Raw genomic sequence first — 25,829 nt, forward strand, 5'->3', positions numbered from 1 at the left:
AAATACTGCCGTTCATTGAAATTACCTCCTATTTGGTTTGAGTTTGATATTTTTTTAGTTTTTCATGATGCTCTGAATTTAGATTTTCTAAAGTGGTGTATGTAATACCAATGATGAGTCCAAATAAAATTAATGCTGCAACTGCAAGTTTCATAAATTGGACTAAGGAGTTTCCCATTACATCTCTCCTATGGGTTAAAAATATCATGATTTTTTTGATCTTCTACAATACCTTTATATGCATCAGTCTCATCGTCTATCATTTTGTAGCCAACCATAAACAGACAAGCAACAATCACTGTGACAGTAAGGGCAATTTTCATAAAGGTTGCTAATGAAGTAGACAAAGTATCACCCCCCTTAAAGAAACTGGTTTAAATTCTTCCATAAGCTACCAACCTTTCATTTGTAGTGCTAGATGAGGTTTCTATATACTCTGCAACATCGTCGGCTATTTCACCCATCATGGGAGCTAGCTTGTTGTACAATAGAGCCACAATAACCACAGCAACTAAGGCAATCTTCATAAAAACTGATAAACTCTCATTCAATGATTCTCACTCCTTACAACGAAAACCTAGATTCACTCATGATAAAGGAAACCATATACACGATAACAACAACAAAATTTAGCAGGATTAAGAAATGTGTCGTTTTTATAGGTAATTTTCCTAAATCCAGGAATAACTTTCTTCTTCTTCGGTAGTTTTCGATTTGAGAATTAATGAAAGTGTCTTCCATTCCCTTAAGGGAGGTTAATATAGTTTCACGTTGATTTTCGTCAAATGTCTTTAGTATGGTAACCAGGGACTTTGCTTCGTTTGTATCAAGCTCTGAGGCAAATTGATCTAAAGCTAGAGATGGTCCTTGGTCAGAATTCCAATTAATCAATAGCTTGTTTAGATCCTTTTTTATCTCTGAAAAGTATGGGGTGAGCCCCTTCAGCAGATTGTAGACGTTAATTCTTGTTGTATTCATCATCTGTATTTCACTTATGAGCATATCGTACAGAGAAAATAATTCTGCGTTCCGCTTGGCTTTCTTGTACTCCGTCCACCGATTCAAGAAAAATCTTGTTATGGAGAAGGGAAAAGTCGGAGATATCGCGGCCATTACGAAAAAAATCATAAGAATACTAATTAGTGAATAATCACCTTTAAACATTATCGGATAGACTAGATAATTCAAAATTAGAAGAATCAACAGGCTATTTTTAAGCACCATCCATCTGATAGCGGTTATGCCCAATGGGTAACCGGCTTCTCTAAATACCGTTTCTACTTTGCTTTCTACTGCCTTTTCTTTCATTTGAGATTGTTGCTCTTGAATAGCCTGCTTGAATCGTAACCGAAATTGAAGGCGCTCTTTACGAGAAGAGAGTCCAGAATATACAAGTACCCCTGATACCAAAGCAAAGACTACAGCAACTATATAGATCAAGTAAGGTAATACTTTAAACAACATGACTGTATCTTCTATGGATACCGCCTCCTTTACAGGTCATTTTTAGGTTTTCTCAGCAGCAAGGAAACCATGATGGAGAAGATAGTAAAAATCAAAGCAACGATGAAGATAAAGAGTGACCATGTCTGCCCAAACTGCAATTTGAACCAATCCTGGGGACCGGTAACATAGTAAGCTAAAAAGATGGAAGCGGGAAATACAGCAATAGGAAGAAATCCATCATATACCGCATCCATTGAAATTGACTTTTCCTGTTCTATCATTTTTTCTGTATTAAAAATCTGCGCCTGCAGCGTAAGTAAAGTATTGGAGACATTTTCATCAAATACATATGCTTTAAAGATGATGTTTCCCAATCGCTTACTCCAACTGTTACCGCATGTGTATATGAATAGGTCGATGGAAGTCCGAAGCTCTTCATCAGTACGGGCAGTTTGCAAATCATTAATTAAGCGGGAAAATACTCTTTTCAGTTCGGGCTCCTGTATATTTACATGAGTATGATTTAATGCCTCATACATGTTATATCCTGTTGCACTATAGGCATGAACCAATGTTTCTGTAATATTACTAATTTGATTACCTACCGTATTCCGAGTACTTCTAAGTTTAATTTGAAGTAACATATAAGGAATAATACTGACCAAAACACCGAAGATTAAGCCGATTACCAGGTCGTTAAATTTCCATAAGGAAAAGCTTGTAACAACTATCAACTTTAGCAAGGTAATAAAAATGAAGTTATTTACCTGGGTAGAATTATTCTTTTCATTACTTGCTTTTAAAAGAAAATAAATATGTCGGAATAGGGTGTTTCTCTCATCTAACGGCTTCTCTATATGAGTGATTCGTGTCTTCTTTAACTTGGAGCGATATCTGATTTGGGAAAGCTTATCTTTAATCGGAAAATTGATAATGACATATACCGTCCAAATCATGATACCTAAGAGAATGATGTAAAGAATATAATCAAGAAATAAAGTAACATTCATTCTATAGAGGTAATCTTTAAGCTTATCCATTTATACCAACACTTTCGTTAATGAAGTCTTCAACAGACAATTCATTTTCGTAATCACTCATAGGGCTTTCCTTTTCCCTTGCAACTAACAGCCGAAGAAGCGTCTTTGTTTCTTCCAAATCTTCTTCGGCCAGCAGTCGGAGTAAACGTTTAGAGATTTTAGAAGAGTAGTAGTATTTCTTAGAGAGCTTGGAGTACCTTATCAAATCGACTGTTTCGTGTTTACCGGTTTTTGTGTCAAAAACTACTTCTGTTACCCCGGTAACTCTCTTTTTCCTTCTGTCACGATCTGTTTCCATGCTTATGATAATATCTAGATTTTTTGCAATCCGTTGTACTTCTATTTCAAACCTTCTTGTAGGGAATTCATCAAGGGTATGTCTCGCAAGTTGCTCTACTACATCCTGGACTTCTGTTAAGTGATAAGTACCGAACGCTCCCCTTTCTCCTCTCTCTGTAGCGATGTTAAAGGCTTCTATTTCTAGAGAACGAATCTCACCAATAACGATGTAATCATGCTCCATTCTTAGAAGTCGGGGAATGGCTTTATGCAGATCCCCTTCCTTCGCTTGTATTTCAAAGAATAAGCGGTCTGGAAAATGCTTTGATAAAGCTAATTCAAAATGTTTTTCCAGACAAGCCCCCACATAGACCGGATTTCTTTCCCCAATCAAGGTTTTCATAAAAGTGGATTTCGCTGATCGTACACGTCCTGCTACGATTATGTTTGGCATGGTTCTGCTAATCGCGCGGTAAATGGGAATATCCTCATAGGGGATGGTATCGTATTTTGCTTGATCTTCCAGCGTGAATTTATCTACTGTAAAGCGACGAAGCATGATGTAATTTTCCTTACTTCTAGGAGGCTGTATCATGGTAATTCGGCTGCCATCTTCTTTTTCCAGCTCGACTTCAGGGTTTTCCCTGTTCATGACAGTATCCGAGGAGCGTATTTTAAATGCACGCTTGATTCGCTCAACCCGGCTTTCACTTTCAAATTCTTCTTCCTGCTTTACAAACTGTCCGTCTATATCTATCCAGAGTTGGGTTCCTCTTATACAGCACGCTTCGCTCTCCGGGTAGATATCCCACTTAGCAAGTACACTTAAGCCCCATACCTCATGGAATATAGCATTACTTAACGTAGTGAAATAGGAAGGGAAGTCAGTGGAAGTGATATTTTTGTTCCGTAGAACCTTCTCAATTTCAGCTAAAAAGTAACTTACTGAAGCAGCTTCCCCGATGGTAGCTTTATGTTGTCTTTCTAAAAATTCGGGGTCGGACTCACTGGTATTGGATTTGTCCAAAACTTCCTTTACAATTGAACAGATCTGTTTAAAATTTTTCTTTTTCTGATAGTTAAAAGAAGAAAGTTCTTGTGATTCATCCACGCGGTTAAACTCTTGGGATACCCAATGAGATACATCAAAAGGAGATTCAAGACTTGGATTCTTAATAACCCTTGTTTCCTCTTTTATTGCTAATCCATTTGCGGACATAGATTACATCACCTTTTTATCTTTGTTTGGAAAAACGAATCCAAAGATACCTTTTCGTCTGTCGTGAGAATCATAATCTTCTCGTAATTTCAATTTTGCTCTTGCCATTATGCTATCGCTGATAGTGGAAATAGCCTGTCTATACTCTCTGGTTGCAATATTGAATAGAAGGTCTTTTCTTGCAATGGCTTGTACCCCAAGCGTTCCTTCATCTGGTATTGATACTAAATGGAACATATCTAACTCTTCAGCAAGATCCTTTTCCGAAATAACGGACATTTCGGATTCGTATTGGTTAATAATGAGCATGTAATCTTCTGACTTCCCTCCAATTGGTTGAATTAATTGGTGGAAAATATGCGGCCAATAGCCTCTATAGCCTTTCGGCTCTTGGGTAGTAATAAGGAACTTCATTTCGCTTTCTACATAGCTTTGTGCATAACAAGCATTATCAAAGTGAGTTCCAGTATCTATCAACACAACATCAAAGGTCTTCTTCGCAATGCTGATAAGATGATTTACTTCTTGTGGGCTAAAATACCTCTGAAGCTTTATGTCACGGTTTCCTGCAAGCATGTAAAAGCCATTTACATTAGTGGTCGCATCCATCAGTTTTTGTTCTGTAAGGTTCTTTGTCTTTAGATCTACCTTAATATCATCCAGGTATTTGCCTGTATAATCGATAAAGTAATCTGCAGGATCCCAAGGATTAAGCGATAGGACCAATACTTTTTCCTCTGTCTTTTCTGCTAAATTTTTTGCAACGTTTAAAGTAGTGGTCGATACCCCACTTCCAGAGTGAGTGCCACTGAAGCTAATTACTCGTTTTCCTTCATCGTAATCTTCTTCAAACAACACTTTCTTAACTTCATTTACTATCTGATGTCCTACCAGATTCTCTTGTACTGTATGGATGTTATAGGCCGTACAAACCGCATGGATATTCTTCGTCAAAGTCTGATTTGTTACCCGGTTCATTTTGTAGAAAATAGGTACGGTAGGACACTGCTCACGAATATATTTAACATCTTTATAATTGACCAATGATCCATCTAAAAATATTGCGTTATGATTAATGGTCGAATCCATACTCTCTCGCTGGACAACCAATGTAATTTGTTCGATAGAACTCAAGGCTTCTTTTAGTCCAGCATCATGTGAAATGCTTAGAATAACGAAACTAGTTCCTTCCCATTTTTCAGCCATATATTAAACTCCTTTAATGATAGGTGATATAAAGCTTGTATCCCTGCTCAATGAAACGCTTCAAGGAGCGGTATTCATCTTCGGTTAAAATTAGCTCCAGGTCTGAAATAGTACCCGTCGAGGTTAATCTTTGTTCCTGAGAAGAGTTTGTGCCGTTTTCTACTTCGTTTCCGCTCCCATCTTTAGCATAGATGATAGGAACACCCACCAGTAATGGAATATCCCCTGCTTCCACAAGTATCCGGAACTCTTCATCTGTAAATTCTTCCTTAGACTTTTCATTAAGAATTGATTCTCTAACCTTTACTTCTACTCCCTTGTCTTCCGAAACCTCTACTTTATTGTCTTCTGCTATTTCTTTTCTTTCTTCTTCGTACTGCTGACTCTCTTCTTGTTGAGCACGGTGTAACTCTTCCAGCTTTTGTACTTGCTGCGGAGATAAACCGCTGATTTCTACATTCGATTTTGATTCATCAGGTGCTTTTTCTTCTTGAAATAAGTAAAGGTCTATCTTGTCGTTTCTTCTGACAGTTGAAGGTTTCGCATATATCCAATCATTAGGGATGGGCCGAATAGCTTCTCCGTGATATGGGTTAGGCTTTAACCCTTCAAAATCAATGGATCTTGCTGAAATTATGGAATTACCAATAAGGTGGTGCTTTGCATAAGAGCCTATAATACTATCCATTTCATTTGGCATGATGACACCCTCAACAATGGAAGTTCGTTTTCGCTTTTCTATCATTAGGTGATTTTTTGAAATGGTTTCGTTTGCTAAGATTTCCATGCCAGGACGAACAATTACTACCTCTACACTATCTATTTGATCTTTGATTTTCACATCCCATATGATGATAAAACCAATTACGCTAGCCGCTAACGTAATACCAGCAGCTATTTTCATCCATGGTTTCATGAACTATTCTCCTTTTTTTCCAATTCGCGAAGCTCTACGCTTCTCCCACTAAAAATTGATTTAAGAAAGGATTCTTCTTTTCCTTTCTTTTTAAGAAACTCTTTTGGTAATAATGTTTGAATAATGGGATTAAACGCTTGATTTAACTGTTTGATAATTTCTCTTGAATCAGGAAGGAACTGCCCTTTAAATTGCATGGAGAATATTTCATTTGCAGGTATATTTGGGATTAAGTGTACCTGGTTATCAAATAACTCTTTTGCAATGTAAGGGGTCATTCTATTCCCTACAAGATGAACCTTCTCTGCTTTGAGCATGCCCCTCAGCTTTTTAATTCCATGTTCCTCACTCGTCTCGAACCTTTCAATTAATGGAATATCCGGCTCAAGGACTAAATAAATGGAGTCTGCCAAACTATAAAGCTCTCGGTAAAGCTCACGGGACCATTCTGTTCCAACATCTATTATGATGAATGGTGTCTTATGTAAGCTTAGTAGCAGCTTCATAAATGCATGTAACGATATGTCATTTTCAACATAGATACTTTCTTTCATGGGATTTGTGGCTAATAATCTTATATTTTCATGTATCCAACAATTTTCGTTCTGATGGGATTCAGTAGTGGCTGTAGGATACAATGAAGGTTCTTCTGATGTTTCTCTTGCCTCCTTTGCAATTTGAGAAAATAGACTAATATATTCTTGGGCATTTTCATGGCCATAAAATCTATCATAGGTATATCCTTGCTGAAAAGGATTTTCGATGTAAGTAACACCTACTCCGGAGTCCCCTAAATATTTTGAAAGAGTATGAGCGAAAAAAGTACTTCCTGTTCTTCTAAAGGGGCTACCCACTAGAATCAGTTTAGGTTCAATTGTCACACCTATTACTTTTTCTACGTTCTTTGTAACGTTTAACTGATATTGCTTTTTAATAACGTTTTTCTGAACGATCTTTTTTTCTACTACTTTGTTGACAACCTGTTTATTAATGACCTTATTAATTACTGGCCGCTCACGATTAACAGGTACTTCAGGGATTGCTTCCTCTGTCTTTACTGGAGCGGTTTTTTCTTCCTGTTGGACCGGTTTTTCATGCCTTAGCTGACTCTCACTGTTTAACAGACTAGGAGTCGTGTCAAGGTTTAGGAATCCAGCAACCGTTTTAAAACGTGGTTTATCCTGTAGTTGCTCTGTAAAAGTTTGTATGTCTATTGCGGGTGTGTTAAAAATGTCTAATACATTTATACTCACCAACTTTGAAAGGAAAGGATCTCCCTTTTCCCTTTCACATAGGAACACTACACGGATCTCATCTTCATACTGAATACGAATCTTTTGCAGGAGATGAAACAGCTCCTGTTCTTTTTCCTCTTGACTAGTTTTTCGACTTTGTAAATAAAAGTCATGGATGATGAGCATGGTCGGTTTTTCAGTTTCTAATATTTCATCAAGGTAATCCCTGTGAAATACTTCATTTTCATTTAAAAGAAACTGTTCGGGGAATTTCTGCAGAGACTTTCTAACTATTTGACTAAATGGCTTATCCCCGATTGCTAATAATACCTTCTCCAGAAACTGTCACCTCCTAATAAAGACATAAAAAAAACCACAAAATACACGATGATAGTAACTTTTAATAAGCACTTATCATGTATTTTGTGGGTTCTTCCCATCAAATATTAAATTAATAGATTAATTGGAACGTACCTAGCAGCGGTACTAGGTACGCAAAAACCTTTTAGAAAAAGTGTTTCATATAACTTAGAGTTAATAATACCATCTTCCTAAAATATGGTCAATAATCCGTTATAAAGAATTTTTTCTTCTAATGGATAAGCTTTTCAAAATGGTCTTCAGATACATAGCACTTCTCAAGACACGACTCTACCTTTCTAACTTCATAATAATAATCCAAGGACAACAACTCTTCTTTATAACGCAAAATCATTCCAAAATACTTCAAGCAGCCTTTTTTCTTTTCTGGCTTATTAGAATTCATATTAATAGACCGTATTACCTTGTCAAGATCACCTATCATACGTTCCATTAACTCGTAATTCATCTTGTTCTTGTTTTCGATTAAGTCTTTTAATAATAGACTCCCAATTTTGATAATGTCAGATACGAGTAAGCCTAATGCTTCATTCGTTAAGGTATCGAGAAAATATTCATATCTTTTCAAATTTGAGTAATCCTGTTCAAGAGGAACAACATCATTTTCTTGTAGAAATTCCGCCTCTAAGGTCTCGATAGACTTACTCATTTCTTCCAAATTGTTTGAAGCAGCAGATACCAGGATCGAACTAACAAGACTCTTCTTTTTAGATATATAGAATGGGCCTGAGTCATTCAAAATTTCACTTAGATGTAACAAGAGTTCTTTTTTCTTTTTCTTTTTCTTAAGTAAAGCGAATACCATACAACCCCACCCTTATTCATTTACTTTACTTTTTTATAAGTCCGTTCCCCATGAATTTAACAAGGTTGTCTGACTGTCCTTGATTTCAATATAACGTTTTCTTAGCTTGCTTTTATCCACCTTTTCTCTGTTAGCCATTTCCATTGAATCCAGAAACAATTGGTGCTGACTATTCAAATAAACTAGGTAGTCTTTGTGGAATCGGTAGATGTTGTTATGGAAATAATCTTGCTTCTCTACTGATTTAATAATTTGAGTGGATTTTGGAATTAGTTCCTTTACAATCAAACCAAATTGGTTTGCATTCATATTCTCCATATACATCGTATCTATCGCAGTATTATATTGATTTAATAAAACGTTTGTTTCATCCATTGTGTTTGTCAGGAAGGTATTATAAGCTAGAATATCCTCTTTGTACTTCTGTTCGTCTTCTTTACTTTGCCCTCCACCTTCTTTACTTGAACACCCTGCCATCAGTAAGATTAAACAGATCAATAGCAAACTAACCTTTTTCATATTCTTCTCCTTTTTCTTTATCAAAATTAACCCCGATAGAAAGAAATTAACCCTATGTAGATACATAAGGTTAATTTTTCTCCAAGAACTCCAGATATAACCTCTTTAAACTTTCTCCTTGAGGGGCATAAAACGACTTTGCCAATCCATCTGCTTCGAAAAATTCCTCTACGCACGTCCATACCGTAAACGGGAAGGTATCAAGCATGATTTGTTTATGAATGTGCTCTGCCATAGCCAGGGTAGAGGTGTAGATAATAAATACTGGTACATTGTCTGGAACATTCGTTAAAGGAAAAGTGGATTCCTGCTCATATACCTTTTTCCATTGATGCAGCTTATCTCTTAGAAAGCCTACAAAATTCTGAGACATTTGAGCCCGCTCCATAATGAAGTTGACGTTTCCTTTTGTAGTTTCCAGTTCAGCAGTGCCTAGCGGCTTCTTTAATCTCCTGTTATGGGCCACTACGCTGTTCCAGTGCCAATTATTGATAGACTTAGATTCTACGAGTAAGCACCTTAATTCATTCATTGCTACATAGCGTTGTAGTGTTTTAATGTTTTGGTTATCCCAGCTGTTCGGATTCATAAAAGGTGTATGAGGGTAGAAATGATTCATTAGCTTAAAGCCCGCTATCCCAAGGGTAAAAGGAGCGGGAGGACGTATTTCATTGTCCGTATCATTTTCTAACCGGCAATGCCAGCGGTCTACAAATCCATTTCTTCTTAATCTATCTAACCTTTTGGAAGTATCAGATCTTGAAATTTTACTAATAAGATATCTTCTTATCTGGTCTTCATTAGCTGCTATGGCATCCCCCAGAACTTTCATGATGGTAAAGTCCATCTCGTCCAAAAAATTCCGTTGGTAGGCATTTATTGCTTGTTCTACGTTTACATAGGGTCGGTAGTTATCAGGGAGCTTCCGGTAACCATTCATGAGGGGATGATCCCAAAATGGGACATCCCCCTCTTTGGATAGGTAATACTGAACTTGTAGTTCCTGTGATTCTACTGAGGTACTCATTTGTCAAAAAGGAAGGATCCTAAATCTTTTCTTTTCTGCTTCCCGCGCGGATACCCTACAATAATAACTTTACCTCTTCTGTTCTTTGCATCAATCTCTCTGATTCTGCAAGAAACAATCTCCCCAGGTAGAGGTTCCTCTAAGCTACGAGGTTTTGTGGCTTTGAGAACAACCCCTTCTTCTATTTGAACGAAAATACCATGAATTTGGCTAACTTCTGTCACACGACCTACCGTAACTTCCATCTCTTTTAGGTTAGCAATCTTCTCGAATGGGTCTTTCAGTGTATGCCTTCTAGAAACTTTGATAAGACCTTGTTCCTTGTCGAACTTTAAGACCTTAACCTGAATTTTCTGCCCACGGTCTATATCTGTACGAACATTGAACTGGCGGCCCCAATCCCAATCGCTTTTGAGCATAAAGCAGTCGGCACCTTCCACTCGGATATGAATTCTGTCATTACTAGGATTTACACCTGAAATGGTACCTTCGAACACCTCATCCTGCAGAGCATTCTTCTTTTCTAGATATTCTATAGTGTTCCAAAAGCTCTCTCGCTTCATCTGATCCGCTTTTTTAACGGAAACGATAGCCATTTTATGATCTAGGTCTAGCCTTTCAATTAAGATATTTTGGATAGTACCAACAAAACCATTTAAGCTTTTGAAATTCCTTTCGCTGAACTCACTCTCAGGGCAATAAGCCTTTACTCCACCCTGCAAACGGAAAATGGCTACTTCCGTTTCTTTCATCACGGTTTTCCCATTTTCTACAACGGGGAAGTTCATAAAACCTACGGACTGTACTATCCCCTCCTGGATTTCTTGATTACGGTGAATACGTGCAAACTCATCTAACTCTTCTCTGGACAACGTTTGTGTGTCTAACATAAATAATATCCTCCTCTACGTTTTTCACGTAATTTTATTCTGAAAACTTATTAGAGAATGCAAAAAACCCCACAACGAGACTAGTGAATAAAGTTCACTAGATTCATTGTGGGGTTGTCCCATCCGGTTATAGAAGTCGTTTAGTTACGACTTTTGTATAAAGTGATTGTAAACGATAATGTAAAATCATGCAATAGTTTCCATTATTCTTCATTCGCAAATTGTACAATACCCTCAAAAAACTCTTTATTTTTGTCTGTGAATTCAGAATTAGGTAACTTGGATTTCTTCTCCTGCTCCTTCTGTTCATTCTCTTCAGCAGCCGCTTCTTCATTTGATGTAAATTTAAGTGTGGCAGACCAATCCACTACCTCTTCTCTTTGATTTGGTGACGGTCTAACTTTTTCATCCGTATCATGTATTGCTCTCGGCACATGAACTGTAGGAGCGGTCTCTTTTAGTACTACCGTAGATTCAGAGACTGTATCTTCATTTGCAAGGGAGACAATCTTTTCTTCCTCCATAACGTCATCTGAAACAACTACTGGAGATTCTACTTCCTTTGGTTCATGATCAGATTCTACCTTATTCCTCTTACTTCTGAGCCTGGATGTTGGTGGAACGTGATTATATACAACAGAATCCTTTGGCATTTCATCATGTTGCTGAGATATAGATTCCTCCAGATCATTCAAGTCTAATTCGGCTGAAGTTCTTTGCTTTACCTCTTCCTCTTTTTCTAAAACCTCTTCCACTTCTTCAATAGGATCTGCCACCAATTCCATCTCTATTGGACCAATAGCAGCTCTTTCTTCTAACCATATTTTTGCAGCTTCATCATTTACAATAACGGCAGCTCTATTAAAATGCTCTTTCGGTACAAAATTAGCCTTTATCCTTCTTACAGGCATTGGCCTATTATTGACCACTATCTTTACAGCACACTCAAATTCACGTTGAAACATAATATCTGCTTCTGTAAAAGCCACTTCCTTTTTCTTTTGGAAGGATGATCCCGCTCTGGTTTGAGGATTATCCTGGAGCGGCGAAACAGACATCTCGGTTGTACTTTCTTCATACTCCCACTTCTCTCCGAACAATCTTGAGAAATACTCTGCATCAAAGGCAGGCAGATCTCCGTAAACATAGCGATTCCTCAACGTTCCAATCAACGTCTCCATATAGTGCTCCCCATATCTATCCGCAAGCTGTGCGACAGTCTGCATGATAATGGTCACAATTACCTTATATTTACGGGACTGTGCTGGAAATTCCCTAAATGGTTGATATAGATAGTCTGGCGCTTCATCCACAAGGATATGATGAAAGGTACTAACATTTGGCGGTCTTCTAAATACTGCATTTTGTAAACTAAGTAACACAATCTTCCCGAGTACATTGGCTAGGTTGGATAATTCTCCTTTGGCAGTGTTTACAAGCAAGACTCCTCCTTTTTCAAGGTGAAGGTCAAAATCAAAATCACTTTTCCCAAAAAGTACTCTACGGATTAATGGGTTGGCCCCCACATCATTTAAAATGTTACGCAAACCTTGTACATGCTCTGCCTTAGCATCATAGTACTTATCCTCTCCGCGGTACTTACCTTCTTGAATCTTTTCTGGCACTTCTCCTTGTCCCGACCTGACCATTTTAGGTAAAAGGTTTTGATCAAACCACTCATCAATCTGTTGTACAATCTTCCAGTGGTTCCGCTCATCCCTATCCTCCATCAAATCGATATCATTAGGAATCGTTGTCTTTAGGATAACGTGCATCCTTCTAACCAATTGGGAGTTATTGTACATATCAAGTAGCATATCAAAGGTTACCTCTTTTTCAGGTTCATGAAGCTTTAATAGATAGACATAATGCTTCAAATGGTTCCTTTGAGATTGTTCAAAATAAAAGTTTCCTCCATCTCCACTTTCATTCAACCCTTCAATCACCATGGCGAAAGCTTCTGCAACTTTATCAACCGGTCCTTTCATCGGATTAATTGCTGGTGTGTTTTTGTCGAGCGGGTTGATATAGGTAATACTCTCTTCCGGAATGCCATGTGCCTTTACCAGCTGATACGACTTCTGACAGAGATCATTAGAAGGCTCGATAATAGAGATTCCGTTAAGGTACATCCCCTTCACTTCCTCAGAATGATAATTCTCAAGTCGAGATATTTTAGGATACGAGTTAATGAATCTTGTTATATGGTGTAAATCTTGGTTGATAATCGGAAGCCCAAGAGCTGCAGTTTTACCTGTACCGATTGAACCAATTATAATACCGTTCAAGGTACGATCTCGACCAGGCTGGACCACGACTTCGTTATTGTTAACATCAGGACCTAATTCCACATCAGGCCATATTTCTTTCTTCTCAATATTGGATATTCTCTGCAACCATCGTCCAGACCACTGATATTCCATAAACGCAGGCACCAATTCCTTTTGCTCTTTAGTGAATAAGCCTCCCATGTAAAGTGTGATTAGACACATAACCAAATACGGCAGAGAAACCAAAAGCCAAAAGAATTGCTCTGTATTCGTAAAAAGAACGTCCATCATTCCTGCTGTTTCCACTTCCGCTTCCGCTAACCTTTCACTCAGGTACGGAATGACGTACTGATAAGTGTTGGAAGTAACATGCCATAAGAACATGGATACAACCCCCAGTATCATCATAAGGAATTGGGTTATTCTCCATCCCTTCTGTTGGAAAACACTGATCCTTGTTGAGAAGAGCCAGCTTATAATAATGACTATGATAAGAAGTACAGATACAAGCTTACCTGGATACAAAGGATCTCCAAATAAGAAAAAATATAAAAGGTCATTATTCACATGGGCCTCTATGAGTAACACTTGGTTAGTGATGGTTTTAATCACCTGAAATACGGTATGAGCAAATAGTAAAGAACTCAACAGGAGTGGCCATTTTCGTTTAATCCACGCATCTTCAGTTATCATATTTCACTATCTCCTTTTTGTACGGAGAAATCTGTTTGTAGAATAAAGGTTCATTGTCTAAGTCATTCCCCCATTTCTCCATACTGCCTAACAGAACGGAATTATAAGCCTTTCCAATCAAATCTCTCTCCAACTCTTCAGATTTTTTATATACCAATAGCAACCTATCCACTTTTTTCTTAAATCTACCGGAGCGGATGAAATGGTGAGTGAAGTCAAGCCTATTTAAGCTATGAACATTCCCCTCTTCCATCAGTAGTACCGCAAGAGTTTCAAATGTGGTATTACTGCTTCCATGAGAAACCTGATATACCCCATCTACCCGGTAATACTCCTCTACATTTGAAGGGTAATACCGCTCCATATCCATCTTAGAAAACTGATAAGGGAAAAAGGAATTCAATTTGTCTAAAGTGAGGATAGCAAGCTCTGTTTCAATTTTCTTCTGAGCCTTGCTATTAGGCGCCTTGGCAGCAATGATATCCAGCAACAAAGGTTTCGAGCGGGCAAATGGTACAACATATACCTCCAAATTAGGCGCTTTATGTCCTAATAGGTCTTTTAACGTATGTTTTAAGTTTGCTATCCTCTTGGTTCTATGGCCGTAAGAATGCCTAGCCGGAAATGAAGAATCCAATACAGAGAAAAATACAACGAAACTTGAAGCAGGATTGCTTTCACATAACTCCAAATACTTCATAGCTTTTTCTTTGATTAACGCATTTGACTCACTCCCTGTATCCAATTCCAGATAAATAGTTTGTTTAGCACTCTTCACTATCCAATCTGGAATTACTGAAGGAGAATCATTTTCTAATGTTTCTACATTGTCAAATGGCGACAAAGCTTGAATGGGCTCTTCAGCATGAACTAGCGCATGGATGATCAATTCCTGAGTCGATAAAAAGTGATCAATATTTTTCACATGCGAAAATCGAGAAATATCGCGTATGATTTTGCCAGGAGATTTTTGATTATCAATGATTATTTCTAATCCCTTGCTGCCGATGCGGTAGTACTTGTAGTAAAAACCTTTCTGTCCAAGTGAATATTCATGCTCTACCACCAATTCCATATTAGCTAATTTCTTCATACGGTTATAAAAGCTTTTATATGTAGTGGTAGCTCTTTGCTTTACCCATGTATGCAATTGCTTGGTAGTTAGTAACCTATGTTTGTATATGAGGGTAAGCATTTCAATTTCATATTGTTGTAAAATAACACCCTTTCTATTTTCCCCCGCCTTAAAGTAATACATTTTCCATGTTCCACCTCCAAAAATGCAAAAAGCCCACAGCAACAAGACAGCTGCTTATTGAGCTATCTCTTTACTGTGGGCTTATCCCAAAATATTAACTTTTTCCATGTCATTATAGCATATCTTGAAAGTAAATCCATTTAATTTTCAGGAAGTACAGAACGTCTGAAATTAAATAAATAGAAATTTCTATAGGTACATATACAAACTTATTGATTACTGCCAATTATCGAGAATGATTGTAGGTGATTGAAGTTAGCCAGAACGTAAATAGTCGGGGTTAAAATGCTCGATTTTTAATAATCTCATCCCTTGACAGTATTGATTTCCTTTTGAATTTAGACATATGCCTCGAAGCACACAGTCAAGGGCATAGGCTTAATATATGCCCTTGACCCTATGCCCTTGACCCTATGCCCTTGGACTTCCAAAATAAAAATAACGAGATCCAATTTTCAGAAATGATATAAACGGAAATTTCATTGGTATTTAGAGTTCTGTTTTTTCATCTAGAAACAGGCGCTTACAAATATGAGGTACTAATTAACAGGTGGAGGTGGATCAGTAATAACATACAGACCATCAATCATTCAGTTTTACAGAAGGACGTTATAGAGTCTATTAAGAGAGTCTTTATTAAAATTTATTTTAGGGAATTCATTTAACCTTATGGTGTGAATAGGTTTAAGTGTAGACTCTATATTAACACTCTAACAAAAATTATTTGTAAAGATTCATGTGAAAAGAGGATTATATAGGCGCTTTTTTTGCATATTGGCAGTAAAATCACCCAAAATGACCAATTTCACAATGAAAAAAAAATGAAATACAGATTAATCTCTTAGAATAGAGTCTAATATTGGTATCTATAAGTAAACGTTGTTATACCAGGGTTAAACGACTATAAATTTGATATTTATTTTGTGAAAAATAATATAGAGTCTTGTAGCAGAGTCTTATATAAGGTAATATATAGTAAAATATAAAAAGGGAGGTATCAGGTTGAACGAATCACTGCAAGCGAAATATCGTGAGCTTTCTTTTCCTCCAGATGTGGCTATTATGTTTGCTGATATTATCGAAAGTGATGAAGCTGCAAAGAAAGTTTGTTTCTTTATAGGGAAAGCCTTGCAGAAGCAAAAAAACGAAGAGCATTCATTTAGTGGTGTCACCATTAGTGAAATAGTGGAAAATGTAAAGCTCGAAAGAAAAACCCGGTCTGGAAAAGGCAAAAACTATACTTATAACACTACGACCACGAATATACATAGAAAAACAGCAGAAAATATTGTAGACAAATTATTAGACATGTCTCTACTACACTATAAGTCTATTAAACCTTACAAATTTATCTTTTTAACAAGAAGAGGCGTTCAAGTGCTTGAAGAACTGCTAAAACGTTCAAAACAATCTAATACAAGGAGTGTTCAATAAATGATGAGTAAATTTACAAGTAATGCACCGGCAATTGATATGACAATGGTTGGATTTGGCCAAGCTGGTAATAGAATGGTAGATTTATTTGCTAAGCTGAAAAAGAAAGACGGAACACCCGTATATAACTGCCTTGCATTAAACAGTAATGACGGGGATCTTGAGGGCCTTCAACATATTTCAAAGAGCAACATGGTCTCTTTAAACTTAGGAGGACTTGGTAAAAACCCAGAAAAGGCAATAAAAATAATCGAAGAAAAACAAGAGGTAAAAGAGAAACTAAAGACATTTATCACAGAGCGGGTTCGCCCTTCCGACGAATTGGTTTTGTTTTTCGCTGGCCTAGGTGGAGGAACAGGTACATCAACAATAATCAAAGCTATTGAAGAGTTTAATGATTATCATAACAAGCCTATCATTAAGGAAGAACTATTGAAGCTGCAAAAAGAAACTGATCCTAAAGAATTTAAGCAAAACCTTAAGAGGTATATGGTTCGAGCTATGAAGAATGCTGAAAACAGAACTGTTAAAATTGGTGTTGTTGCATCTATCCCTGTTCGTGATGATGGTCCTGACGTTCTTAGGCAAGTAAATGAGTTTAGTCAACGGATCTGGAAGCTGGCCAGAGATAAATCAAAGGGTATCTCCTTTGTAATTTTCCCGGATAATCAGAAATTCTCTGATGAATTTGAATCATTAACCGAAAGTGTTAAATCCGGTCTGAAAATAGATAACTATAGAGACTACGCAAACCTTCAAATTAGGGATATTATTCATGAAATAAATACCGCAACTAGTGGTGGTGGTACTTCTGTTACATTTGATAAAGCAGACTTTAAACGCCTTGTGCTTGAACATAACGGTTGTCTAGTATTGAATAAGATAGAGAAAAATGTAAAAGAAGTAACTAATGAACATAGTATTAAAGAAATGTTCATGGAATCCATTGGTTCTAGCTACCTTCACGACTCTATACAACTCATTGAAGAAGACGAAAATGGAAATAAACAAGCTTCTAAAGTACACCATGTTGGGTTATTAGCGGTATTAGCTAAGGATAAGCCGTTCAGCAGCTCGTTTATTGATTCTTCTAAAAAGGCACTAGTAGAACAGCTTCCTATTAACGGAACTGTCTTTTCTGGATATCTTGTTGGCAACAATGACTACCAGGTTAGCGCTTATACTTTCTATAAAACAGAAGCCCTTCCCTCTAGGCTTGCTAAGGGATTAGTAACTGAGTACGAGGAATTCAGAGCAAGACAGCAACAGTTTATTTTCAAAAATTCTGCGATTGCATCTATAGCAGCTACAAGTGAAGAAGATGAATTTGACAGCATGGACATTGACCTCTCCGATTTTGGTATCTCATTAGACAGTCCTGACGAAGAACCGGTAACCGACTCCGAAGAAGAGTTAGATATAGATAGCCTTGACTTTTCAGATATAGAAGAATAATAACCAAGCCTAGAGCAAATAACGCTCTAGGTTTTTTGTTTAATTGAGACTCCCCCTGGTTAAGCATTTTCAAAGACAAAAGGACTACTACCCTCTATTCTTCTAAGAAAACTGAAAGTCTCTTCTCATAAAAAGCAATATCAAATATTTTATTAATGAAAGACCTTAAACTCCTACATTAAAGCGAAGATACTACCCCCATAACAAAATCACACGAAATATCGAATATGATTTTAAAAAATCAAAGAAAATCATCCGAAATTATTATGCAATCAAAGAAAATCACACAACAACGCCAACAAATCACTAGTTGGTAGTATTTTATCAAGAATAATCACGGTATTTTTATTGACCTTGACCGCTCATTATATATTTATCTTTAATTATTAATCAATCATAAATAATAATTAGTAATTATATACAATTGATTGGAATATAAATCATGATTTTTCAAAATCATTTCCGATAATCGCTCTGATTTTACTCAAATCGCCCTCTAAATGATTGAATTCAAAGGTTTTTAAGAGTAATATTTAGACAGATAGCAATATTTGAGGTGGTGTAGCAATGAAGACTCCCGATCTTAGAGAGTTATTAGAGGAAAAGTTTAGCGATGACCCATTATATAAAACTATTCTACGGATGGATTTAAAAGAGCAACTTTTCAGCGGTGATTTTTATAACAATATACATACAGAAGTATCTTATTCGACTAGAGAGGCTACAAATTTACTAGAGCTTGATGGTAGAGACTATCTACTTAGAAATTACATCAAAAGAAACGATTTGAATGTTTATCTTGCAATTCCACGTATTGGGACGCAACTTAGAATGGATTATAAAATCCTATTTAAATTTAAAATGATATTCCTTTTGGTGGAGCATGGGAAAGCTCCACTAGATATAGCCAATATTGTGGGGACTAAAGTAGAGTCTTACACAAGCTCATACAAGCCTTATAATCAATCAAACACGATAAATCCCAATACCATGCCTTCTCAGGAGCCTGGTATTGCAGAAGAGTTTGAAGACCTTAACGATAAATTGGAGAATTTACAAAAACTATTCATTCTCAATCAGATTAATCAACAAAAGAAGGAGTGGTTAGATAAGATAACAGATGCGACTAGAAGAAGAGAGGTATGGGAAAAGGATATCTCAGAAGTCATAGAGAAAATCGAGATTATTGAATGGACAAATCAGCTTCATACCCAGTCCGCTGCAGCTCCATCTATCTCTAAAGAGGTATTAAAACGTATAGATCAAAATAGACCAAAAGAAAGCTTATGGAGTAAACTCTTTGGAGGGAAGAGTGCGGATCCGTTAGATGTGGATGCTTTATACAAAGAAACAGCTGAAACTGTCTACAACAACCTTAAGGGCTCCATGCCTGAAAGTATTGAAGAGAAATATGAAGAGCTTAAGAAAAAGAGGGAACAGCTGGAGAAGATTAAAGAAAAGGTTTATTTGGAAGAAAAAGAAGCAAAGGAAAAGTTTGGTCCATTAGTCAACAAACTCGAATCCAAGAGCACGAATCTACTCGATGCGCTCGATCCGGAGGATAGTACCTTTAAAACAATGATAGATATAACCGAAAGATAAACATATGATTATTGCTTATTTACATTTATTTCTTTTAATGTTATAATCTTCTAAACTAGAATGATTGAACGGGGTGGTTTCATGTTTCTGGCCATGAAGAAAGAAAATATTAAAAAAGTTGATAGAATAATGCTTGGTGTAATAGTTGTTGGTCTAGTAAATGGCATCCTCTTAACTATATATAACTACTCTTAATGATCCGTCGATTAAATCGGCGGTTTTTTTATGCAATAAAAATGAGCAAGCAAAAAGCCCCCAGCTAGAAGCTGAAGGCTATTTGTTTGGGATTAAGAATAGTGTTGTCACTGTTCTTAAATATTTTATAAGGTTGTATAAGTAATATACCACTTTCCTAAAAGGTTATCAAGAAATAATTCCTCGCTAAATTTCGACTATTTAAAAAAAATATTTACAAACTTTTTCCTCTTGTGCTACCATTGAGTTGGGATTAAGTTAGTGGCTAAAAATATAAATAGATACTTTACTATGCTTTCTATCGCTATGGGACGATTCTGCCTATTCGAAGTAGAATGCAAGACTACATGTAGAGTAATTATTTATGATTTTAGACACTGTTTTTGCTATACCCAAATATAGTAGCAAAATCAATAAAAGGACAAAAAAAGAGTTCCAATAGATCCTATGCCCGAAGCACATTATTCTATCAGAACTACCACCACAAAAACGTTTGAATTCAAAAGTAATTTTAACAAATATAAAGAGAATTAGCAATAAGTATATATAAATATAGAGAAAAACGTGGTGGTTTATTCTTGATCTGGTCCCTGGTGGGATAAGTGTGCAGATTTTTAGAAAAATCAGTGCGTTTTTTTGTATTTTTTCTTGAAAATCCACGGCAGACGGCTAAAATCGCTTAGCTGCCTTTTCTTTTGGAAACCCTCTTTTCCTTGGGTACATTTGTACCGAAGGAATGTCCTTGAAAGAAGAAGGAGGGTTAATAAGTGGAGAGTGTAAAGGAAGTACCTGCAATAAGTAAAGAACTTTCGTTCAACAAAGATAGCGTCAATGGGATAATTATGTCTGTAGACTTTTTATATGAAATGTTTAATGTAGAAAAACAATTTAACAAAAGAGAGAAGTTCTTAGCCTCCTTAATCTCTAGGGACAGGCTCCTTCATCATATAACAAAAGCAGACATACTAACTGCTCTAAGTCTGTTCATTAGTTGTAATGCTTCAGGAGTATTATCTGAAATCACCGTTCATCGTTTATATACCGAAAGAGTGAAGAAACTCTTTCCGCTTTCTTTCCAGGAATTTTATACCTCATTGGAGAAGTTCGACAAATTAACTTTAATCAGCAAGAAAAAGAATGAATACACAAACAGAGTAACAATCACTATTAATCATTACATAAATAAGGAGAAGTCCGAAGATGGGAAGCGGCCTGTCCTCAATAGATTTATTGTAATCCATCCATTTGTTTTTGGAGATGGATTTTTAAGCATGTCTGTATCTTCATGGAAATTATATTTATTGCAACTTTGTAGAAGCACAAAACAATACCGCTCATATAATTTTTTCGAAACAAAATTGGAGCAGGAGCAACCCGTTTATAAGACGGATCTCCAAACATTACTTTTAAAAAAGCAAAACAGTGATGTAAAAAAAGTAGTTATTGAATTACTGAAGACTAAGGTATCTGGTGAAGAAACCACATTTTGTCGACCTCTATCAGTTCCTTTGTTTGAGAAAAAGGGGAATTGTTATGTAAGAGCAAACCTAATAATTAATCCAAATCTAGTATTATATAAACAACCAAAAATAAATTATCGGTTTCCGCTGCAACCAGAGGAAACCTACACTCGCCAAGCAAATTTCATTGAAAAGGAAATGTCTCAAGAAGGAATTGGAGAATTGTCCTCTGCCTTATTAAAAGGAAGATATAATGGGAATTTATTTAGAAATCTTGTCTATATTTTAAAAGACCAATCTAGAAATGCCGTTAGACATGCAATTAAGGAAGTATCAGAGTTATGGAAAGAAACTAAGCGCCTTCCATACAACTTAGAAACTTTTGTAGAAAGATCCATTAGGCATAAGAAAGAAATGGATTTCAAGAGGGTGCTAAGAGAAGAAGATATTTATGACTACTTGGTATATGGCCAAGAGACAGCTGTTAAAAGAGAAGAACGTACATTCACTTTTATTAATCATATGTCACACCTTAATATGAGAGAGTTTAGAGCGGTATGCAGAGCCGGCTATAAAAAATTGGTCTCTTATTACTCTTCAGAGTTTTCTACACCTCAATACACTACGAATCCTGACTTAGATTGGATACCTGGTATTGATCTGGTCCGACAGAAAGCAGAACAATTTAAAATAAGTCCAGCAGCTTATGAAAAGTTAGAGTTTGAATATATTGGAAAAATTATTAAGCACACTACAAAGGAAGATGCCTTAACACTTCCGTCTATCATGATGAGACAAATTGGTTCCTTAGAAAGAAAGAGAGTATCACCTAAACCTCCATATGGATTTAAGCTCGAAAAATTACTGCTTGGAGAATATGAAAAGATGCGTTTTAGCTTAACCACATCCAAGTTGTTACAAAATTAGTGCAAATTTCTTAAAAAAGGGTTGTTGCAATCCTTTCTTTCTCTTTAGATAAACTCGTAAAAAAGCAGTAATATTAATGTTGATACTGTTAATTATGTGAAATTAGTGAATATAATGGGGATAATTTTTAATAACCAAGGCTCATTATGGTATAATATGGTTAATTGCAGTGCCATTAATTGCACTCTAGCAGCCAGAAAATATTGTTAAAAAAGTTCCTATTATTCTTCTAGCGTACATACAGTGGGGTTGCGATTTTAATGTTCTAACCATTTTACTCTTATTTTTTTACGAGTATGATAGAAAAAACACTTATAGAAACTGATCTGACTAGATTCTAATAGATAGATCTTTATTAATAGTTTCTTTTTAGAAGTTGTACTATCAGTTAAATAAGTATAAGCAAGTACATAATCCTTTGGAGGGATAAAGCATGCCATATGATTTTCGTAAATATTTAACTGAACAAGGCTATAAAGAACCGACAATGGTTTCTTATACTTCCACTGTTGAATCGTTCTTTGCTTATTTAACAGCTACTTACAAAAGAAATAAGGAGTTACATGAAATAAATCCCTCTGACATAAAAGGATTTATAAATTCCAAGGTTATAGAGGCTAACAGTATTCACACCATCAATAAACATATCGCCATACTAAAAACATTCTTTGACTACCTTTGGAAAGTAGGAAAACTGCCAATAGATCCAGCGGTTAAAATAAGGAGACTTAAAAACAATGATCCTGGACCAAAGGATATAGAGTATAATCGATTATTAGAAATACGACCACAAATAATAAACGATAACAGATATAACCTCATTACAAAGTCTATATTCGTTTTAGCTCTAAAAGGTCTAAGGTTTTCTGAATTTCATTTCACCAAAAAAGATGTAACATATGCTGCTAATGGCATTATTCAAATTAAAATAGAGACTAGAAATAATAAGAATAGAGTTGTAAACCTTTCTGGAAAAGATGCAGAAATCTTTGATGCATTTTTTACTGATTGTCAGTTTAATCCTGGCGATTACGTTTTCACTACGAAACGACAGCAAACTAATGAATTTGTCCCTATTGAGATAGATAGCATGTACACCTACTTAAAAAACATCCGGAACGATTATGAACTTCCTAGACGCTTTAAATTAGACGACATTAGAATAGCTTACGCATACTATTTGAGAACCAATCAACACTACATGATTGATCAAATTGCAGAGGAATTCGGAATTGAAAAGATGAGAGCAGCGGAACTAAGTAAATTAGCGATTGAAAGATATGGAACCTAATAGTATAATTTAGGTAATTAAATTAAAAGATGGGAAGACCCCAGTTGTTTAGCGAAAATAGGAATGCCTATTTCTATTTGCTATACGGCTGGGGCTTTTTGTTTTTTAAAGAGGAGGTTAATATAATTGCATTACTTTGATCCTTTAGAGAATTTAACAATGGCAGCGCTTCTAGGGAATGGAGAGGTTCACTCAGATCTACATGGAAATAAACTTCACTTTTCATACCAAGCATCTAAGGAGCACTATTTATCTCAATTTATAGATACACACAATCTAAGTTCCGTTGTTCAGCTGAATAGAAAGAAAAAAGAATGTTTGATACATGAAGTGGATAAAAATCTAGATATTTTCAGCTACAGTACAGGAAATATACAAAAGGTCCTCAATTCTAAATATATGTCTAAACAATCCTTACTACTACTGATCATCGTCTTTGGGAAAAGACAACTTGAATCAATAGCAATCCCGTCAACTAATTCATCCGATTTCATCCGATCATTAGGCTACCTGATACAGCAGAATTTAGGGGTTTTAACAATTCCAAGTAGTAACTCTTTAAAAATATTAGATATACCTAAACTTCTAATCAATGTCCTGCAGCTAGATTTAAGCTTGTCAGAATGCGTAGAGCTAGCAGGATACTTAAATGAACAGGAAAAAAGACAAATCATCCATGGTGCCAAAAATTTAGTGAGGAAAACAAATGTATATGAAATGGTATAGAACAGCACTAGTAGTCCTTATTAGCGGAAGCCTTGTTGGTTGTAATGAGCAGATGATGTCAGAAATTGATAGGGTTAAAGATTCCCAACAAGAAATAATAACCCAACATAATGAAAACGAAGAGAAAAAACAAGAAATGATGGAGTCCTATAAAAAAATGGAGAAGTCTCCAGAAGAAGTAGTAGCGAATATGGACAAAGAAAGCTTACATGTTCTAAATAAAATGGATACGCCCATCCTTTTAGAAAATACCACTGATGAAACCGAATTCGCTCGTTCAATTGCAGCTGCTATGTTTAACTTTTTCACTTTTAAATGGTCTCCAGAAGAATATTATTCTTTCTTAAATGTACACGGATCTCGGTACTATAGAAATGATGTTTTAGCAAAAGAGGAAGAAGCAATTCTCTTATTCAAAAATGTACAAGGTCTGTTAAGGGAAAGAACCGAACACATCCCTGCGGAATATGAGATTACAGAGGTTATTCTTAATAAAGGTAAAAGTAGCGGCTATTTCTACAGGAAAGATACCACCAGAAACGGAGCTGAAGCATACTACATTATTTCAATTAAGAAAGAAGATGGTTTCTGGAAACTCGAAGGGGATCGACCATCTCCTCCATATGAAAAAGTAGAAGACAAAATTGAAGTGGATAATGATGAAGACTTAGGGGAGGATTCAAATGCAAGAAACGATGAATAAAAAGTTAACCAAGGTAGCATCAGAGTGCTTACAGACCCACTTTGAAAGGAATAAAGACTTTAGAGACGAATTTATGGGATATATTTATTTTTATTCTCAAAAATTCTTACATATTCTAAAAGAAGAATACCATTCAGAATTTGAAAAAGTCTTCGAAGAAGTAACAAAAAGTCAGTTCTATCAAGGATACTACTTGATGTTAGAAATCATAAATGATAATGAAACAGTGATACAACCGGAATTTTTAACACAACCTATTGGATATTTAACAAACGAAGTACCTGGGATGCTTAATGAAGGTTTTAAGGGGAAATTAAAAGATATTATTAGAACAAGTATCACTCAAAATTTCGTCTTGTGGATGATTACAAAATTTGAAGACGTATTTGATTTATTGAACCAAGTCATTTACGATATCACCTGCTTAGGAGCAAGACAAGCTCTTATTGATGAAAGAAATAAGCTAGAAGAAAATACCTCAGCCCAGAATCAATGCTGGTTAGGAGACGGCTATGACTATAATTTCATTTCTCCTCAAGCTTATATTATTCTTAAGACTAAAACCCCTCAGATTGAGTCCTGGGACATTCAATGGTGGAGTACACTAAATAATAGCAGGAAGATTGGGGAGGTCACAGCGCTTCATGTAGTAACGCCTGAAGAAGAAATAAACGGATACATATTAAATATCCAAATATCGAAGCAAATGGCTGAATCAGAAATTATGAACGCTGCAAGACTTCTCTCAACCATACTATCTACGAGAAATAACATCGAGTTTTCTGATATGTTAATAAACGTTTCAATTGTAGAAGAGTCTTTTCAATTAGTACAAGATAGCAAATAAAAAAA

At 36.0% G+C, this 25,829-nt stretch carries 23 protein-coding genes; 8 read left to right on the forward strand and 15 right to left on the reverse strand.

What is annotated here, in order from left to right; translation table 11 throughout:
• Positions 1–28: 28 nt before the first annotated feature.
• From ACFVAD_RS18775 to ACFVAD_RS18845, 15 genes are all read right to left on the reverse strand, one after another.
• On the reverse strand, positions 29–178 hold the full coding sequence (locus tag ACFVAD_RS18775; protein ID WP_386643591.1) for a hypothetical protein: 150 nt from the start codon (positions 176–178) through the stop codon (positions 29–31).
• A 10-nt stretch (positions 179–188) separates the two neighbouring features.
• The gene (locus tag ACFVAD_RS18780; protein WP_386643594.1) at positions 189–347 is read right to left on the reverse strand and encodes a hypothetical protein; all 159 of its coding nucleotides are present in this window, start codon (positions 345–347) and stop codon (positions 189–191) included.
• A gap of 27 nt (positions 348–374) precedes the next feature.
• Positions 375–551, reverse strand: a complete 177-nt coding sequence (locus ACFVAD_RS18785) for a hypothetical protein (protein WP_386643597.1) — start codon at positions 549–551, stop codon at positions 375–377.
• Positions 552–564: 13 nt separating this feature from the next.
• Positions 565–1,464: a hypothetical protein gene (locus ACFVAD_RS18790; protein WP_386643599.1), complete on the reverse strand. Its 900-nt coding sequence runs from the start codon at positions 1,462–1,464 to the stop codon at positions 565–567.
• Positions 1,465–1,493: 29 nt separating this feature from the next.
• Positions 1,494–2,486 carry a hypothetical protein gene (locus ACFVAD_RS18795; protein WP_386643602.1) on the reverse strand — a complete coding sequence of 331 codons (993 nt, stop codon included), beginning with the start codon at positions 2,484–2,486 and terminating at the stop codon, positions 1,494–1,496.
• The gene (locus tag ACFVAD_RS18800; protein ID WP_386643605.1) at positions 2,479–3,984 is read right to left on the reverse strand and encodes an ATPase, T2SS/T4P/T4SS family; all 1,506 of its coding nucleotides are present in this window, start codon (positions 3,982–3,984) and stop codon (positions 2,479–2,481) included. The genes ACFVAD_RS18795 and ACFVAD_RS18800 overlap by 8 nt, the downstream gene beginning before the upstream one ends.
• A 3-nt stretch (positions 3,985–3,987) precedes the next feature.
• Positions 3,988–5,190: a CpaE/TadZ family protein gene (locus ACFVAD_RS18805; protein WP_386643608.1), complete on the reverse strand. Its 1,203-nt coding sequence runs from the start codon at positions 5,188–5,190 to the stop codon at positions 3,988–3,990.
• Positions 5,191–5,203: 13 nt separating this feature from the next.
• Positions 5,204–6,106, reverse strand: coding sequence for a hypothetical protein (locus tag ACFVAD_RS18810; protein WP_386643611.1), 903 nt, complete (start codon positions 6,104–6,106; stop codon positions 5,204–5,206).
• Positions 6,103–7,407 carry a hypothetical protein gene (locus tag ACFVAD_RS18815; protein WP_386643613.1) on the reverse strand — a complete coding sequence of 435 codons (1,305 nt, stop codon included), beginning with the start codon at positions 7,405–7,407 and terminating at the stop codon, positions 6,103–6,105. The genes ACFVAD_RS18810 and ACFVAD_RS18815 overlap by 4 nt, the downstream gene beginning before the upstream one ends.
• Positions 7,408–7,933: 526 nt before the next feature.
• Positions 7,934–8,527 carry a hypothetical protein gene (locus ACFVAD_RS18820; RefSeq protein WP_386643615.1) on the reverse strand — a complete coding sequence of 198 codons (594 nt, stop codon included), beginning with the start codon at positions 8,525–8,527 and terminating at the stop codon, positions 7,934–7,936.
• Between the two features lie 33 nt (positions 8,528–8,560).
• Entirely contained in the window at positions 8,561–9,046 is a 486-nt protein-coding gene (locus tag ACFVAD_RS18825; RefSeq protein ID WP_386643617.1) for a hypothetical protein, read from the reverse strand.
• Positions 9,047–9,116: 70 nt separating this feature from the next.
• A complete protein-coding gene (locus ACFVAD_RS18830) occupies positions 9,117–9,986 on the reverse strand; it encodes a hypothetical protein (protein ID WP_386643620.1) in 870 nt (289 codons plus the stop codon).
• A gap of 83 nt (positions 9,987–10,069) precedes the next feature.
• Complete coding sequence (locus tag ACFVAD_RS18835) at positions 10,070–10,963, reverse strand: S1 RNA-binding domain-containing protein (RefSeq protein WP_386643623.1); 894 nt, start codon at positions 10,961–10,963, stop codon at positions 10,070–10,072.
• Between the two features lie 203 nt (positions 10,964–11,166).
• Positions 11,167–13,926 (reverse strand): type IV secretory system conjugative DNA transfer family protein, encoded by a 2,760-nt coding sequence (locus tag ACFVAD_RS18840; RefSeq protein WP_386643626.1) that lies wholly within the window; start codon positions 13,924–13,926, stop codon positions 11,167–11,169.
• A complete protein-coding gene (locus ACFVAD_RS18845) occupies positions 13,916–15,184 on the reverse strand; it encodes a replication-relaxation family protein (RefSeq protein WP_386643628.1) in 1,269 nt (422 codons plus the stop codon). Before ACFVAD_RS18845 ends, ACFVAD_RS18840 begins: the two co-directional genes overlap by 11 nt.
• Positions 15,185–16,186: 1,002 nt before the next feature.
• Between ACFVAD_RS18845 and ACFVAD_RS18850 the strand changes: the two genes are divergently transcribed.
• The 8 genes from ACFVAD_RS18850 to ACFVAD_RS18885 all read left to right on the forward strand — a co-directional run bounded on the left by ACFVAD_RS18850 (position 16,187) and on the right by ACFVAD_RS18885 (position 25,824).
• On the forward strand, positions 16,187–16,618 hold the full coding sequence (locus tag ACFVAD_RS18850; protein ID WP_386643631.1) for a hypothetical protein: 432 nt from the start codon (positions 16,187–16,189) through the stop codon (positions 16,616–16,618).
• A complete protein-coding gene (locus ACFVAD_RS18855; RefSeq protein ID WP_386643634.1) occupies positions 16,619–18,073 on the forward strand; it encodes a cell division protein FtsZ in 1,455 nt (484 codons plus the stop codon).
• A gap of 567 nt (positions 18,074–18,640) precedes the next feature.
• Complete coding sequence (locus ACFVAD_RS18860) at positions 18,641–19,675, forward strand: hypothetical protein (protein WP_386643637.1); 1,035 nt, start codon at positions 18,641–18,643, stop codon at positions 19,673–19,675.
• A gap of 962 nt (positions 19,676–20,637) precedes the next feature.
• Positions 20,638–22,257 carry a hypothetical protein gene (locus ACFVAD_RS18865; protein ID WP_386643639.1) on the forward strand — a complete coding sequence of 540 codons (1,620 nt, stop codon included), beginning with the start codon at positions 20,638–20,640 and terminating at the stop codon, positions 22,255–22,257.
• A gap of 433 nt (positions 22,258–22,690) precedes the next feature.
• A complete protein-coding gene (locus tag ACFVAD_RS18870; RefSeq protein ID WP_386643642.1) occupies positions 22,691–23,548 on the forward strand; it encodes a tyrosine-type recombinase/integrase in 858 nt (285 codons plus the stop codon).
• A 126-nt stretch (positions 23,549–23,674) separates the two neighbouring features.
• Positions 23,675–24,274, forward strand: coding sequence for a hypothetical protein (locus ACFVAD_RS18875; RefSeq protein WP_386643645.1), 600 nt, complete (start codon positions 23,675–23,677; stop codon positions 24,272–24,274).
• The gene (locus ACFVAD_RS18880) at positions 24,255–24,977 is read left to right on the forward strand and encodes a hypothetical protein (protein WP_386643648.1); all 723 of its coding nucleotides are present in this window, start codon (positions 24,255–24,257) and stop codon (positions 24,975–24,977) included. The genes ACFVAD_RS18875 and ACFVAD_RS18880 overlap by 20 nt, the downstream gene beginning before the upstream one ends.
• Complete coding sequence (locus tag ACFVAD_RS18885) at positions 24,958–25,824, forward strand: hypothetical protein (RefSeq protein ID WP_386643651.1); 867 nt, start codon at positions 24,958–24,960, stop codon at positions 25,822–25,824. Before ACFVAD_RS18880 ends, ACFVAD_RS18885 begins: the two co-directional genes overlap by 20 nt.
• Positions 25,825–25,829: the final 5 nt, after the last annotated feature.

This window comes from Sutcliffiella sp. NPDC057660 (genome assembly GCF_042800035.1).
Lineage (GTDB): Bacteria > Bacillota > Bacilli > Bacillales > Bacillaceae_I > Sutcliffiella_A.

Coding starts and splice junctions, on each gene's coding strand:
- ACFVAD_RS18775 (WP_386643591.1), bottom strand. CDS start 178: ATGGGAAACTCCTTAGTCCAATTTATGAAACTTGCAGTTGCAGCATTA.
- ACFVAD_RS18800 (WP_386643605.1), bottom strand. CDS start 3,984: ATGTCCGCAAATGGATTAGCAATAAAAGAGGAAACAAGGGTTATTAAG.
- ACFVAD_RS18790 (WP_386643599.1), bottom strand. CDS start 1,464: ATGTTGTTTAAAGTATTACCTTACTTGATCTATATAGTTGCTGTAGTC.
- ACFVAD_RS18825 (WP_386643617.1), bottom strand. CDS start 9,046: ATGAAAAAGGTTAGTTTGCTATTGATCTGTTTAATCTTACTGATGGCA.
- ACFVAD_RS18880 (WP_386643648.1), top strand. CDS start 24,255: ATGTATATGAAATGGTATAGAACAGCACTAGTAGTCCTTATTAGCGGA.
- ACFVAD_RS18840 (WP_386643626.1), bottom strand. CDS start 13,926: ATGATAACTGAAGATGCGTGGATTAAACGAAAATGGCCACTCCTGTTG.
- ACFVAD_RS18885 (WP_386643651.1), top strand. CDS start 24,958: ATGCAAGAAACGATGAATAAAAAGTTAACCAAGGTAGCATCAGAGTGC.
- ACFVAD_RS18810 (WP_386643611.1), bottom strand. CDS start 6,106: ATGAAACCATGGATGAAAATAGCTGCTGGTATTACGTTAGCGGCTAGC.
- ACFVAD_RS18830 (WP_386643620.1), bottom strand. CDS start 9,986: ATGAATGGTTACCGGAAGCTCCCTGATAACTACCGACCCTATGTAAAC.
- ACFVAD_RS18795 (WP_386643602.1), bottom strand. CDS start 2,486: ATGGATAAGCTTAAAGATTACCTCTATAGAATGAATGTTACTTTATTT.
- ACFVAD_RS18870 (WP_386643642.1), top strand. CDS start 22,691: ATGCCATATGATTTTCGTAAATATTTAACTGAACAAGGCTATAAAGAA.
- ACFVAD_RS18805 (WP_386643608.1), bottom strand. CDS start 5,190: ATGGCTGAAAAATGGGAAGGAACTAGTTTCGTTATTCTAAGCATTTCA.
- ACFVAD_RS18855 (WP_386643634.1), top strand. CDS start 16,619: ATGATGAGTAAATTTACAAGTAATGCACCGGCAATTGATATGACAATG.
- ACFVAD_RS18835 (WP_386643623.1), bottom strand. CDS start 10,963: ATGTTAGACACACAAACGTTGTCCAGAGAAGAGTTAGATGAGTTTGCA.
- ACFVAD_RS18820 (WP_386643615.1), bottom strand. CDS start 8,527: ATGGTATTCGCTTTACTTAAGAAAAAGAAAAAGAAAAAAGAACTCTTG.
- ACFVAD_RS18845 (WP_386643628.1), bottom strand. CDS start 15,184: ATGTATTACTTTAAGGCGGGGGAAAATAGAAAGGGTGTTATTTTACAA.
- ACFVAD_RS18860 (WP_386643637.1), top strand. CDS start 18,641: ATGAAGACTCCCGATCTTAGAGAGTTATTAGAGGAAAAGTTTAGCGAT.